The organism is Rhodosalinus halophilus, assembly GCF_003298775.1.
GTDB classification, from domain to species: domain Bacteria; phylum Pseudomonadota; class Alphaproteobacteria; order Rhodobacterales; family Rhodobacteraceae; genus Rhodosalinus; species Rhodosalinus halophilus.
This window is the reverse complement of the sequence record NZ_QNTQ01000008.1, coordinates 108,498-121,209: the sequence shown is the minus strand read 5'-3', so window position 1 is coordinate 121,209 and position 12,712 is coordinate 108,498. Positions and strand designations below refer to the sequence as shown.

Below are 12,712 nucleotides of genomic sequence, written 5' to 3'. Positions count from 1 at the left end.
TGCGAGCCTCCGCCGGCATGCCCGGCCGCGGCGCATCCTGCGCCAGCAAGGTTAACCGCTGGTTAAGGCCGCCCGATCCCTCGTGCGCCTTGTCCTGCGCCGGCGCGGCGGATAGAGAGACGCCGCGATGGCACGCCCGGACAAGGAGAGACCGCGCCGCATGACAGCCGAGGTCGTCACCCGCTTCGCTCCCTCGCCCACGGGTTTCCTGCACATCGGGGGCGCGCGCACGGCGCTGTTCAACTGGCTTTTCGCCCGCGGCCGCGGGGGTCGGTTCCTGCTGCGCATCGAAGACACCGACCGTGCCCGCTCCACCCCCGAGGCGCGACAGGCGATCCTCGACGGGCTCGACTGGCTCGGCCTCGATCACGACGGCGCGGCGGTGAGCCAGGCCGCGCGCGCCGAGCGCCACGCCGAGGTGGCGCGGCAGATGCTGGCCGAAGGCACTGCCTACAAGTGCTTCGCCACGCAGGAGGAGATCGACGCCTTCCGCGAGGCCGCGCGCGCCGAGGGCCGCTCGACCCTCTACCGCAGCCCCTGGCGCGACGCGGACCCTGCGACGCACCCCGATGCCCCTTATGTCATCCGCCTCAAGGCCCCGCGCGAGGGCGAGACGGTGATCGAGGACCAGGTGCAGGGGCCGGTCACGATCCGCAACGACCAGCTCGACGACATGGTGCTGCTGCGCTCGGACGGCACGCCGGTCTACATGCTGGCGGTGGTGGTGGACGACCACGACATGGGCGTGACCCATGTCATCCGCGGCGACGATCACCTCAACAACGCCGCGCGGCAGATGCAGATCTTTCGCGCGATGGGCTGGCAGGTGCCGGTCTGGGCGCATATCCCGCTGATCCACGGCCCCGACGGCAAGAAGCTGTCCAAGCGGCACGGGGCGGTCTCGCTCACCGAGTACCGCGACATGGGCTACCCGGCTGCGGCGATGCGCAACTACCTCGCGCGGCTGGGCTGGAGCCACGGCGACCAGGAGGTGTTCGCCGACGCGGAGCTGCGCGAGCTGTTCTCGCTCGAGGGCATCAACAAGGCGCCCGCGCGGCTCGACATGAAGAAGCTCGACAGTATCAGCGGCCGGCACATCGCCGCCATGGAGGATGCTGCACTGCTGCATGAGCTGGAACGATTCCTCGCCGCCACGGGGCGTCCACCGCTCGACGACCGCAGGCGCGAACTGATGCTGATGGCCATGCCGCACCTGAAGGAGCGCGCGAAGACTTTCGTGGATCTTCTTGAAAAGGCGAACTTCGTGCTCGCCGAGCGCCCGGTCGGGAAGGACGACAAGGCGGCGCAGGCGCTGGATTCTGTATCCCGTGGTATACTGGCTGAATTGACGCCGCAGCTGCGAAATGCTAGCTGGAGCCGCGACGCGCTGGAGGCGCTCGCCACCAGGGCCGCAGAGGAGAACGGCATAAAATTCGGAAAGCTGGCCGCGCCGCTGCGCGCCGCGCTCGCGGGCCGCACGGTCAGTCCAAGCGTCTTCGACATGATGCTGGTGCTCGGCCGTGACGAGACACTGGCGCGGCTCGAGGACGCTGCCGCGGGCAGGAACTGAACGGGCCGGCGCGCCGGCCCGTCGTTCGGGATCAATCGCCCGGGCCGCGCGATGCGCCCCCGGGCCCGAGGACGAGGGTGTGCACATGCCGGAAAGCACCAAGACGGCCAAGCTGACGATCGACGGGCAGGAGCACGAGCTTCCGATGTTCAGCCCGACCGCGGGCCCCGAAGTCATCGACATCCGCAAGCTCTATGCGGACGCGGGCGTGTTCACCTATGACCCGGGATTCACCTCGACCGCCTCATGCGACTCGACGATCACCTACATCGACGGCGACAAGGGCGAGCTGCTGCACCGGGGCTACCCGATCGACCAGCTCGCCGAGAAGTCGCACTACCTCGAGGTCTGCTACCTGCTGCTCTACGGCGAACTGCCCACGGCGGCGCAGCTGGAGGATTTCGAGAGCCGCGTGACCAATCACACGATGCTGCACGAACAGATGCAGTATTTCTTCCGCGGCTTCCGGCGTGACGCGCATCCCATGGCGATCATGGTGGGCGTCGTCGGCGCGATGTCGGCCTTCTATCACGACTCGACCGACATCACCGATCCCTGGCAGCGCGAGGTCGCCTCGATCCGGATGATCGCCAAGATGCCGACGATCGCGGCCTGGGCCTACAAATATTCGATCGGCCAGCCCTTCGTCTATCCGCGCAACGATCTCGACTATGCGTCGAACTTCCTGCGCATGTGCTTCGCCGTGCCGGCGGAGGACTACGTGGTCGATCCGATCCTGAGCCGCGCGATGGACCGGATCTTCACGCTGCACGCCGACCACGAACAGAACGCCTCGACCTCGACGGTGCGGCTCGCCTCCTCCTCGGGCGCCAATCCCTTCGCCTGCATCGCGGCGGGCATCGCCTGTCTCTGGGGGCCGGCGCACGGCGGCGCGAACCAGGCCTGCCTCGAGATGCTCAAGCAGATCGGCGAGGTCGAGAACATCCCGGAATACATCGAGCGCGCCAAGGACAAGAACGACCCCTTCCGCCTGATGGGCTTCGGCCACCGCGTCTACAAGAACTTCGACCCGCGCGCGAAGGTGATGAAGCAGTCGGCCGACGAGGTGCTGGAGCTGCTGGGCATCGAGAACAACAAGGTTCTACAGGTCGCCAAGGAGCTGGAGCGGATCGCGCTCTCGGACGACTATTTCCGCGACAAGAAGCTCTTCCCCAACGTCGATTTCTACTCGGGCATCATCCTCGAGGCGATGGGCTTTCCGACCTCCATGTTCACGCCGATCTTCGCGGTGTCGCGCACCGTCGGCTGGATCAGCCAGTGGAAGGAGATGATCGCCGACCCGCAGATGAAGATCGGGCGTCCGCGGCAGCTCTATCTCGGGGCCACGAACCGCGACTACGTCGATATCGAGAACCGCTGAGCCTGCCGGCCTACGCGGCCTGCTGCAACGCCAGCCGGGCGCGGCCAACATGCCCCGCCCGGCCTGGCGTCATCCGCTTTCCTCTGACCGCGTCTGCGGTGTCGCGCAGCGTGGCCCCAATAGGGCGGTTCAGCGCCCCTCGTAGGTCGCAGGGCGCTTTTCCAGGAAGGCGAGGACGCCTTCCTGGAAGTCGCGTGTCTTGCCGCACTGGCCCTGCAGCCGCGCCTCGAGCATGAGCTGGTCGTCCAGTCCCGCCTCGAAGGCGCCGCGGATCGCCTGGCGCACGGCGTTGTAGGCGCGCGTCGGCCCCTGGGCGAGATGCGCGGCGCGCTTGCGCCAGTGCTCCTCGAAGGGCTCGTCGGCGACCGCCTCCCAGATCATTCCCCAGTCGTCGGCCTGGCGTGCGCTGATGCGCTCGGCGAAAAGCGCAGCCCCCATCGCCTTGGCCAGCCCCATCTGCCGCGGCAGGAACCATGTCCCGCCCGCGTCGGGGATCAGGCCGATCCGGGTGAAGGCCTGCATGAAATAGGCGCTTTCGGTCGCGATCACGACATCGGCGGCCAGCGCGAGGTTGGCCCCCGCCCCCGCCGCCGGGCCGTTGACCGCGGCGATCACCGGCACCGGGCAGTCGTAGATCGCCCGCAGCATGGGCACGTATTCGTCCCGCAGGATCCGCTCGAGATCCATGTTGGCGGCGTCCTGCTCGTCGCCCAGGTCTTGACCCGAGCAGAAGGCGCGGCCGTTGCCCGTGAGCACGACGACCCGGGCGCCCTGCCCCGCCTCGCGCACCGCATGGCCGATCTCGGCGCGCATCTGTGTGTTCATCGCGTTCATCACGTCGGGGCGGTCGAGCCGCACCACCGCGATGTCGTCGGCGATCTCCAGCGTGATGGTCTGATAGTCCATGCCCGGCCCCTCTCTTTTCTCCGGCTCGCGCCGGTTCTACCGCATGGGGCGCCGAGGGGAAGGGGTCAGTCCTCGAGCAGCGCCTTGAGCCGCGCTTCCTCGTCGGCCGACAGCCCGTCGTCCGACGGTGGCTTCGCCCGGGCGCGCCCGCGCAGATAGAGCCCCGCGATCAGCGCCGCCACCAGCAGCATCGCCGGCCCCGCGAGCCAGAGGATCCAGTTCGCGCCTGTCGCGCGCGGGTTGAGCAGCGCGTATTCGCCGTAGCGTTCGACGACATACTGCACCACCTCCTCGTCCGAGTCGCCGGCGACCAGCCGCTCGCGCACCATGAGCCGCATGTCGCGGGCGAGCGGCGCGTTCGATTCGTCGATGCTCTCGTTGCGGCAGACCATGCAGCGCAGACCTTCGGAGATCTCGCGCGCCCGCTCTTCCAGAACGGGGTCGTCGAGCACTTCGTCGGGCTGCACCGCCGCCAGCGGGCTCGCCAGCAGCGCGAGGATCAGGATCAGGCGCCTCATTCCGCAGGCACCCCCGTGGCGGGCGCCGGCTTCGTCTTGCGCGCGCCGGCGGCCACCCGGTAGCGACGGTCCGACAGGCTGAGCGCGCCGCCGAGCGCCATGAGCGCCGAGCCCGCCCAGATCCAGTTCGCGAGAGGCTTGAGATAGGTGCGTACCGCCCAGCCGCCGTCGTCCTGCGGATCGCCCAGCACGACATAGACGTCGCGCAGGATGCGGTAGTCGATGCCCGCCTCGGTCGTGGGCATCCGGGCGATCGGATAGTTGCGCTTCTCGGGGGTGAGTGTCGCGATCTCGCGCCCGTCCCGCGCCAGGGTGATCATGCCCATGGTGGAGTAGTAGTTCCGCCCCTCCGCCGGGTTGTAAGGCAGCTCGCGCACCTCCTCGAGCGTGAGGTCGAAGCCTGCCATCTGCCAGCTTTCGCCCTCCTGGACGACGCGGATGTCCTCCTGTTCCCAGGCGAGCAGACCGGCGATGGCGAGCACCGTTATGCCGAAGCCCGAGTGCGCCACCGCGCGGCCCCAGTCCGCCCGCGGCAGGCGCGTCAGGCGCGCAGGCGTCCGACCCGCGCGCAGCCAAAGGTCCACCGCCGCGCCCGAGACCAGCCAGGCCCCCAGGAAGAGGCCCACCGGCCCCAGCAGCGAGTTGCCCGTCTGCATCGCCCAGGTCAGGCCGCCGACCGCCAGAGCTAAAAGCGCTGCCGGACGGAGCGTGCGCAGCGCGCGGCCGATGCGCGCCCGCTTCCATGGCATGATCGCGCCCACCGGCAGGATCAGGCCCAGCAGCACCATGAAGGGCGTGAAGGCGGCGTCGAAGAAGGGCGGGCCGACGCTGAGCTTCCGGTCGAAGAACATCTCGGCCACCATCGGCCACATCGTGCCGACGAAGACGACGAAGCACGACACGGCGAGGAGCACGTTGTTGGCCACCAGCGCCGACTCGCGGCTGGCCATGCCGAAGACGCCGCGCGCCTCCATGACGCTCGCCCGCGCCGCGAAGAGCGTGAGCGCGCCGAGCATGAAGACGGCGAGGATCAGCAGGATGAAGACGCCGCGCTCGGGATCGTTGGCGAAGGCGTGCACGCTCGTCAGCAGCCCCGATCGCACGATGAAGGTGCCGATGAGCGAGAAACCGAAGGCGAGAATGGCCAGCAGGATCGTCCAGCTCTTGAGCGCCTCGCGCTTCTCCACGACGATCGCGGAATGCAGCAGCGCGACCGCCAGAAGCCAGGGCATGAAGCTGGCGTTCTCGACCGGATCCCAGAACCAGAAGCCGCCCCAGCCGAGTTCGTAATAGGCCCACCACGAGCCGAGCGCGATGCCGATGGTCAGGAAGACCCAGGCCGCCAGCGTCCAGGGCCGCACCCAGCGGCCCCAGGCGGCGTCGACACGCCCCTCGAGCAGCGCGCCGACGGCGAAGCTGAAGCAGATCGAGAGACCCACGTAGCCGAGATAGAGGAAGGGCGGGTGCAGCGCGAGGCCCGGATCCTGCAACAGCGGATTGAGATCCTGCCCGTCGAAGGGTGGCGTGGCGAGGCGGATGAAGGGGTTGGAGGTGAAGAGGATGAAGGCCAGGAAGGCCACCCCGATCATCCCCTGAACGGCCAGCACCCGCGCGCGCAGCGTCGGCGGCAGGTTGCCCCCGAACCAGGCCGCCATCGCGCCGAAGAGCGCCAGGATCAGCACCCAGAGCAGCATCGAGCCCTCGTGGTTCCCCCAGACGCCGGTGATCTTGTAGATCAGCGGCTTGGCCGAGTGGGAGTTCAGCGTCACCAGCTGGAGGCTGAAGTCCGAGGTCACGAAGGCCCAGGTCAGCGCAGCGAAGGAGAAACCCACCAGCAGAAGCTGCGTGGTCGCCGCGGGCTCGCCCACCGCGATCCAGCCCGGCCAGCGTTTGTGCGCGCCCACCAGCGGCACGACGGACTGCACGATCGCGACGAAAAACGCGAGGACGAGGGCGAAGTGGCCGAGTTCGGTAATCATGGCCCGAATATAGCCGCAGCGGCTGCCACGGCCAATCGGATTCGGCGGCCCCGGATCACCTTGTCGCGGGGCGGGCGCCGCGCGCGCGCCAGTCGTCGAGCGCCGGGTTGGACTCGCCCGGCGCCTCGGCGGCCGCCTGCCGCGCGCGCGGCGCGGCGCGCAGCAGCCCGGCGGCCAGCGCGCGCTGGAACTCCTGCCCCTTGGCCTGGTGACGCGCGCCGAAGTAGAAGCTCACGACCGCGCCCAGCAGCCACCAGAGCGGCTCGGGCACCGCGGCCAGCGCCCGCATGCGTTCGGCGAACCAAAGGGGCGCCGCCATCGCGGCGGCGAAGAGCGCCAGCGTTCCCAGTGCCATCGCCGGGCGCGGCAGGCGGTTGAGCCCGTCCACCAGCCGGTCGAAGGCCCCGCGCCGCGGATGGGCGAACTCGGCCGCGAACTGCGCGAGCGCCGCGGCCTGCGCGTCCGCGTCGCGCACGGCCTCCGCCTCGGCGTTCACGCGAAAGACCTCCGCCGTCTCCTTGAGGACGTTGCGGCTCTCTCCGAAGAGGGCGTCGACGAGGCGACCGATCAGTCCCATGCCGCCACCCGCGCGCGAAACTCCGCCTCGGTCATGTGGTAGCGCGGCGAGATGAAGGCCTCGGCACGGGCGATCCACCCGCCCTTGCCGCCGTCGCGCGCGCGGGCGTACTTGCGGCTCGCCGGGCGGGCGTCGGCGAGGCGGAAGTAGTAATTGCGCCGCGCGATGCCGTAGGCGTCGGCCAGATGTTCGGGCGCGAGCGCCGCGGCCTCATGGGCGGCCCGCGCGGTCTCGGGGCCGATGATGCCGTCCACCGCGACGCGCAGCCCCATGTCGCCCAGCAGGCGCTGCAGGATCTTCACCGCGTTCGCGCCGGCATTCACGTACATGTCGAAGACCGAGGCGCGCAGCGCCTCGGGCAGCCGCCCGATTCCCGGCGCCTCGTAGTAGTGGCGCAGAAAGATCTCGACGGCCTGCTCGCGCGAAATCCGCCGCACGTCGGCCTCGGTCACGGCCCCGTCGCCGTCGAGGTCGAGCCCCAGCCGGCGCAGGGTGTGGATGGTGACCCCGTGTTTCGTGGCGCCGCCGGGGTCGTCGGGGTCGTTCACGTAGCCGCCTTCGCGGTCCACGATCTCTTCGGCGATCTCTCGCACGCTCCGCATCGCATGCCTCCTGCATGGGGATGCCGCGAGCCTGGCGTCACGCCGTTAAGCCGGCGCTGGCACGGCGTGCGTTGCCTGCAAAAGACGTGTCTGCGGCGCGCGGCAGGACATGCAGCTGTCGCCTCCTGCCCGGGCCGGGATGCCGGCATCGGCTTTCATGACCCGCCGTCACGCGCCGCCGCTGAATGACGCGCCCTCCGACGTCTCAGAAATGCGAGCGCGGGGTTCAGTCCGTGGACTAGCCCCGAGCCGACCGCCGGTGCGAGTCTCGCTGACGCGTCGCAGCCGTTCCGGGGGACGGGACGGCATGCAGAGGAGGGAGAGGCATGGCCGAGTTGCCGTCTGCCGGATGCAACGACTGCTCCGGGCGAGGTTCGGGGCCGCGTCGCGCGCGTCGTCGGCCAACGACGGGATCTCTGCCATCACATTTCAACGGAGGTAACCATGACACTTGCAACGCGCCGTCGCGGCGAGACGATCCGCAGCCACAACGCGACGCCCTCGGCCACCTGGTCCAGCGGCGGCGGGGCCTATGACGAGGTCAGCCGCGGGATCCTGGACGCCATCGAGCACTGCATCGAGCGTCTCGACCCGCCCCGGGGCGGCCATGTGCTCGACGTGGCGACGGGGACCGGCTGGGCCGCGCGGCGCATGGCCGCCCGCGGCTGCACCGTGACGGGCGTCGACTTCGCGCCCGACATGCTGGGCGCGGCCGAGGAGATGGCCGCCGCGCGCAACCTCGACATCGCCTTCGACCTCGGCGACGCGGAGGCCCTGCCCTATCCCGACGCCGCGTTCGACGCGGTCTTCTCGAGCTTCGGCATCATGTTCGTGCAACGCCCCGAGGATGCCGCCGCCGAGCTCGCGCGCGTCTGCAAGCCGGGGGGCCGTATCGCGCTGGCCACCTGGACACCCGAGGGCAACGTCTTCGAGATGTTCAGGATCATGAAGGCCTACATGCCGCAGCAGCCTGCCGGCACGCCGCCGCCCTCGCCCTTTGACTGGGGCCGCGAGGCGCGCCTGACCGAGCTGCTCGGCGACCATTTCGATCTCGCGTTCGAGCGGGGCACCTCCTTCTATCGCGAACCCGACGGGCAATCCGCCTGGCGGACCTTCGTCGAGGGCTACGGTCCGCTGCGCACGCTCGCCGGCAAGCTGGACGCGGCCGACGCAAGGTCGCTCGAGCGCGAGTTCGTCGCCTTCCACGACGGCTTCGCCACCGATCTCGGGGTCTGCGTGCCGCGCGAGTATCTCGTCGCGGCCGGAACGCGCCGCTGACAGGGCCGTGATCCCGCGGGTCGGGTCAGGCCTGTGCCGCGAGCCTGCCCTGCCCCGCGAGGCGCGCGAAGGCCTCGTAGGTCGCGCGGATCCCCTCCTCGGGCGCGATCGAGGGGTAGTCGCCAAGCTGGTCCCGGATCGGCCCGTCGCTCAGATCCGGCGGGAACGGCAGGCGTGTGCCGGTCGTCGTCACCCGGTGACCCGGCGCGATCCGCGACAGGATCTCGATGCCGTCCTCCACCGAGATGCAGGCGCCGTTCAGGTCGAAGACGCGGGCATCGTCACCCTCGCGGGCGACGGCGGCGATGAAGGCGGCGGCGGCCTCGCCCGCGTAGAGCCAGCTGACAGGCCCGCCGAAGGCGATCTCGTAGGCCTCGCCGCGCGCGGCGTGCGCCAGCGCCACGCTGACCCCCGAGGTCATGCCCTGGTCGCGCCCGACGCCGTAGACCACGTTGGGCCGGATCCCGACCGAGGGCACGCCCCAGTCGAGCCAGTAGATCCGCGCGGTGTATTCGTTGGCCAGCTTGTAGGCGCCGTAGAGCGTGGCGACGGCCTCGCCGCCCGGCGGCATTCCGTGGGCCGCGACCGAGCTGGCGTAGGCCGTCCGCTTCAGCCTGCGGTGGCGGGCCAGTTCCAGCACGTTGATCGTGCCCTCGACGTTGACGCGCGCGCCCGCGGCGGGGTCGGCCTTGCAGAAGGGCACCTGAAGCCCGGCGAGGTGGATGATCGCGCCGATCCCGTGGCGGTCGCAGATCTCGTCGAGGCGGCCGCGGTCGGCGATGTCGCCGGTCTCCCACGTCAGGGCGGCGGCACCCTCTTCCCCCATCACCAGCGCGGGACGCGCACGCGCGTCGTTCAGGTCGAAGGCCACGACGGGCACGCCAGAGCGCGACAGGATCGCCACGGTCCAGGCGCCGATGCATCCGCCCGCGCCGGTCACCAGCACCGGGCCGGGCAAAGCGGCCGGATCGATCAGGAAAGGGTCTGTGAGTGCATCCACGGCCGGTGTCCCCCGTTTCTGGTTCCGCCGAAGAGTGATCGAGAGCGGCAGGCCAGTCCATACCCGGCAGTCGGCAACCGGCAGGTCGCGGGCGACGCGTGCATGCGGCGGAGCAAAAAAGAATCAGACAGGCGGATATGGCGCAAGGCAGGGGGCAATCGTGGCCGCGCGCCCGAGCGCCTAGCCTGACCCGATTGCCATTGTCCGGAAGTGCAGGCGGCGGGACGGCAATGGACAAGGACGCTTCGGCCTGCGACTGACACGGGAGGAGACCCATGAGAAAGGCACTTATCGCCTCGATTTCGGCATTGGCGCTCGGGCTGCCGTCCGGCGCCATGGCGCAGGACGATCCGGTCCGAATCGGAATACTCGTCGCGCTCGAGGGCGCCTTCGCCGAGGGCGGCGCAGACGGCGTGCGCAACGTCGAGCTTGCCATCGAACAGGCCGGCGGCTCCGCGGGCGGGCGCGAGATCGAGACCGTCGTGGCGCCCACCGACACGACGCCCGACACCACCGTGCGCCAGGCGCGCAAGCTGATCGAGCAGGACGAGGTCGACATCATCATCGGTCCGCTCTCCGGCTCCGAAGGCATCGCGATGCGCGATTTCGCCAAGACGATTCCCGATCACACGGTGATCAACGGGATCTCCGGCGCGCTCGAGACGACCTGGGTCGATCCCGCCGAGAACTTCTTCCGCTTCAACCTCGACGGCGCGCAGTGGGGCGCAGGCCTCGGCACCTATGTGGTCGAGGAAAAGGGATGGGATCGCGTCGCCACGGTCGCGGCCGACTATTCCTTCGGCTACACGAACTTCCTCGGCTTCGCGGTCGACTTCTGCCGCGCGGGCGGCACGATCGTCGAACGCTTCTGGGTGCCGCTCGGCTCGTCCGACTTTGGCGGCGTGATCGCGGCGATGCCCACCGACATCGACGCGATCTATCTGGGCGTCGGCGGCACCGACGCGATCAACTTCCTCAACCAGTACGCCCAGGCCGGCGCCGACACCAACTTGATCGGCGGCACGATCATGGCCGATCAGACGGTGCTGACCTCGCGGGGGCGCGCCAAGGAGGCGCTGATCGGCACGCCGACCTCCGGCCCGCTGGCCGAGGACAACCCCGACCCGGCCTGGCAGGACTATGTCGCCGCCTATCGTGACGCCTTCCCGGAGGACGAGCGCTTCCCCTCGCCGTCGCTCTTCGGCGTCGGCTACTACGTCGCCACGCTGGCGGCGATCCAGGCGCTGAACGAAGTCGACGGCGACCTCTCCGACGGGCAGGCTGCCTTCCAGGAGGCGCTGGCCACCATGCCGCTCGAGACGCCGCTTGGCACCGTGACGCTGAACGAGAACCGGCAGGCCACCGGCTCGGTCTTCATCAACGAAGTGGTCGAGGACGGCGAAGGCGGCCTCAAGAACGAGTTCAAGGCGCGCCAGGACGACGTCAACCAGACGCTCGGCATGACGGTCGAGGCGTTCACCGCGATGGGCCTGCCCTCGCGCACCACGCCCGACTGCAACGCGCTCGGCGGCAACGAGGGCTGAGCGCGCGGCCGCGCCGCCGGCGGCGCGGCACCCGACACGGGGGCGGGCCGGTCCCTCGCCGGCCCGCCCCCCCCCCGGACGCACCGTTTCGCGCACCGGCCGCGTCGGGCGGAGGCCCGGCATCCGAGGCCCCTGACCGGGGATGCCCGAAGATGTCGCTCATCACCTACCTGACCCGAATCCACTTCGCCGACCGCGTTCTCGAGGACGCGCTGGCCGAAGAAGTGCGGCGTCGCCGCATCCGGCGTCCGCTTCTGCTGACCGATCCTGAAGCGGCCTTGGGCGAGGCGCTCGATCGCGTGAGCGACGCGCTGCCGCTGGCGGCCGAGCCGGTCCTGCTCGTCACCACCGGCGCGGGCGCCGAGGCCGCCGAGGGCGACAGGCGCGCCGCCGAAGGGCGCCTCGCCGAAGAGGGCTGCGACGGGCTCGTCGCGGTGGGTGGCGTGCGTCCCCTCGACATCGCGCGCCTGATCGGGCGGGACGGGCTGCCGGTCATCGCCGTGCCGACCGGCGCAGGCAGCGTGGGCCTGGGGCCGCTCGGGGCCGAGCTTGGCGCGACCGGGGGCCGGCGCCAGCCGGTCACGCCTGCCGCGATCCTGTGCGACGCCACGCTGACGGTCGAGGCCGGCCCGGCCTCCACCGCGGCCGCTGGCATGGACGCCTTGGTGCACTGCCTGGAAAGCTACCTCGGCACGACCTACAACCCGCCTGCCGACGGCATCGCCCTCGACGGGCTGCGCCGCGCGGTGCGCAGCATCGAGGCGGCAGTGACCGACGGCCGCAATCTCGCCGCGCGGCGCGAGCTGCTCGCCGCGGCGCTGAACGCGGGCCTTGCGTCGCAGAAGGGCTGCGGCGGGATCGAGGCGGCCGCGCGCGGGCTCGAGGCGGCCGCGCCGGCCCCGCACGGCACGCTCCACGCGGCGCTGCTGCGCGGCATGCTCGCTTTCAACGCACCGGCGGTGTCGCATCGCTTCGCCGATCTCGCGCGGATGCTCGACGTGCCGGCCCGCTGCGACGTGGCCGAGGTGCTTACCGATCTGGCCGAGCGGATCGGCCTGCCGCTGCGCCTTTCCGAGGCGGGGATCGCCGCGCCGGCCCTGGCGGAGGCCGCGCGCCGCGCCGCCGCCGATCCCGCGAACCGGACAAACCCGCGCCACGCAACGTCGCGGGACTACGAGCGGATCATGTCAGAGGCGCTTTGAGCGGCTGCCGCATGAACGCGCGCGACGAAGGATTTGGCCGCCGCCGAGACCGAGGGTAGCATCACGTCAAGAAAGCCTGACAGGCCCGGCTCGGCGCCGCCGGCGCGCCGGTCAGAAAAAACACAACGATAACAAAAACCAACTGTAGCACCTGG

11 protein-coding genes are annotated in these 12,712 nt (G+C 70.3%); 5 read left to right on the top strand and 6 right to left on the bottom strand.

Annotated elements, in window-relative coordinates:
- Nucleotides 1–160: 160 nt before the first annotated feature.
- Both gltX and gltA read left to right on the top strand, forming a co-directional pair.
- Nucleotides 161–1,570, top strand: a complete 1,410-nt coding sequence (gltX, locus tag DRV85_RS10010) for a glutamate--tRNA ligase (protein WP_113289319.1) — start codon at nt 161–163, stop codon at nt 1,568–1,570.
- An 85-nt stretch (nt 1,571–1,655) separates the two neighbouring features.
- On the top strand, nt 1,656–2,951 hold the full coding sequence (gene gltA / locus DRV85_RS10005) for a citrate synthase (RefSeq protein ID WP_113289318.1): 1,296 nt from the start codon (nt 1,656–1,658) through the stop codon (nt 2,949–2,951).
- A 129-nt stretch (nt 2,952–3,080) separates the two neighbouring features.
- Here gltA and DRV85_RS10000 read toward each other — a convergent pair whose 3' ends face one another.
- The 5 genes from DRV85_RS10000 to DRV85_RS09980 all read right to left on the bottom strand — a co-directional run bounded on the left by DRV85_RS10000 (nt 3,081) and on the right by DRV85_RS09980 (nt 7,533).
- Nucleotides 3,081–3,857 carry an enoyl-CoA hydratase-related protein gene (locus tag DRV85_RS10000; protein ID WP_113289317.1) on the bottom strand — a complete coding sequence of 259 codons (777 nt, stop codon included), beginning with the start codon at nt 3,855–3,857 and terminating at the stop codon, nt 3,081–3,083.
- 65 nt (nt 3,858–3,922) lie between these two features.
- Complete coding sequence (locus tag DRV85_RS09995; RefSeq protein WP_113289316.1) at nt 3,923–4,375, bottom strand: cytochrome c-type biogenesis protein; 453 nt, start codon at nt 4,373–4,375, stop codon at nt 3,923–3,925.
- Nucleotides 4,372–6,354 carry a heme lyase CcmF/NrfE family subunit gene (locus DRV85_RS09990; RefSeq protein WP_113289315.1) on the bottom strand — a complete coding sequence of 661 codons (1,983 nt, stop codon included), beginning with the start codon at nt 6,352–6,354 and terminating at the stop codon, nt 4,372–4,374. Before DRV85_RS09990 ends, DRV85_RS09995 begins: the two co-directional genes overlap by 4 nt.
- A 55-nt stretch (nt 6,355–6,409) precedes the next feature.
- Nucleotides 6,410–6,931, bottom strand: coding sequence for a 3TM-type holin (locus tag DRV85_RS09985; protein WP_113289314.1), 522 nt, complete (start codon nt 6,929–6,931; stop codon nt 6,410–6,412).
- Nucleotides 6,922–7,533, bottom strand: coding sequence for a holin-associated N-acetylmuramidase (locus tag DRV85_RS09980; protein WP_113289313.1), 612 nt, complete (start codon nt 7,531–7,533; stop codon nt 6,922–6,924). The genes DRV85_RS09985 and DRV85_RS09980 overlap by 10 nt, the downstream gene beginning before the upstream one ends.
- A 444-nt stretch (nt 7,534–7,977) precedes the next feature.
- Here DRV85_RS09980 and DRV85_RS09975 point away from each other — a divergent pair, with 444 nt between their 5' ends.
- Nucleotides 7,978–8,811: a class I SAM-dependent methyltransferase gene (locus DRV85_RS09975; protein ID WP_113289312.1), complete on the top strand. Its 834-nt coding sequence runs from the start codon at nt 7,978–7,980 to the stop codon at nt 8,809–8,811.
- A 25-nt stretch (nt 8,812–8,836) separates the two neighbouring features.
- Here DRV85_RS09975 and DRV85_RS09970 read toward each other — a convergent pair whose 3' ends face one another.
- Nucleotides 8,837–9,811 (bottom strand): NAD-dependent epimerase/dehydratase family protein, encoded by a 975-nt coding sequence (locus DRV85_RS09970; RefSeq protein WP_113289311.1) that lies wholly within the window; start codon nt 9,809–9,811, stop codon nt 8,837–8,839.
- Nucleotides 9,812–10,086: 275 nt separating this feature from the next.
- On the opposite strand from DRV85_RS09970, the gene DRV85_RS09965 reads away from it, so the two are divergent.
- Together DRV85_RS09965 and DRV85_RS09960 are read left to right on the top strand one after the other, a co-directional pair.
- Nucleotides 10,087–11,355: an ABC transporter substrate-binding protein gene (locus DRV85_RS09965; RefSeq protein WP_113289310.1), complete on the top strand. Its 1,269-nt coding sequence runs from the start codon at nt 10,087–10,089 to the stop codon at nt 11,353–11,355.
- A gap of 152 nt (nt 11,356–11,507) precedes the next feature.
- On the top strand, nt 11,508–12,557 hold the full coding sequence (locus tag DRV85_RS09960; RefSeq protein ID WP_113289309.1) for an iron-containing alcohol dehydrogenase: 1,050 nt from the start codon (nt 11,508–11,510) through the stop codon (nt 12,555–12,557).
- Nucleotides 12,558–12,712: the final 155 nt, after the last annotated feature.

Coding starts and splice junctions, on each gene's coding strand:
- gltA (WP_113289318.1), top strand. CDS start 1,656: ATGCCGGAAAGCACCAAGACGGCCAAGCTGACGATCGACGGGCAGGAG.
- DRV85_RS09985 (WP_113289314.1), bottom strand. CDS start 6,931: ATGGGACTGATCGGTCGCCTCGTCGACGCCCTCTTCGGAGAGAGCCGC.
- DRV85_RS09975 (WP_113289312.1), top strand. CDS start 7,978: ATGACACTTGCAACGCGCCGTCGCGGCGAGACGATCCGCAGCCACAAC.
- DRV85_RS09990 (WP_113289315.1), bottom strand. CDS start 6,354: ATGATTACCGAACTCGGCCACTTCGCCCTCGTCCTCGCGTTTTTCGTC.
- gltX (WP_113289319.1), top strand. CDS start 161: ATGACAGCCGAGGTCGTCACCCGCTTCGCTCCCTCGCCCACGGGTTTC.
- DRV85_RS09980 (WP_113289313.1), bottom strand. CDS start 7,533: ATGCGGAGCGTGCGAGAGATCGCCGAAGAGATCGTGGACCGCGAAGGC.
- DRV85_RS10000 (WP_113289317.1), bottom strand. CDS start 3,857: ATGGACTATCAGACCATCACGCTGGAGATCGCCGACGACATCGCGGTG.
- DRV85_RS09965 (WP_113289310.1), top strand. CDS start 10,087: ATGAGAAAGGCACTTATCGCCTCGATTTCGGCATTGGCGCTCGGGCTG.
- DRV85_RS09995 (WP_113289316.1), bottom strand. CDS start 4,375: ATGAGGCGCCTGATCCTGATCCTCGCGCTGCTGGCGAGCCCGCTGGCG.
- DRV85_RS09960 (WP_113289309.1), top strand. CDS start 11,508: ATGTCGCTCATCACCTACCTGACCCGAATCCACTTCGCCGACCGCGTT.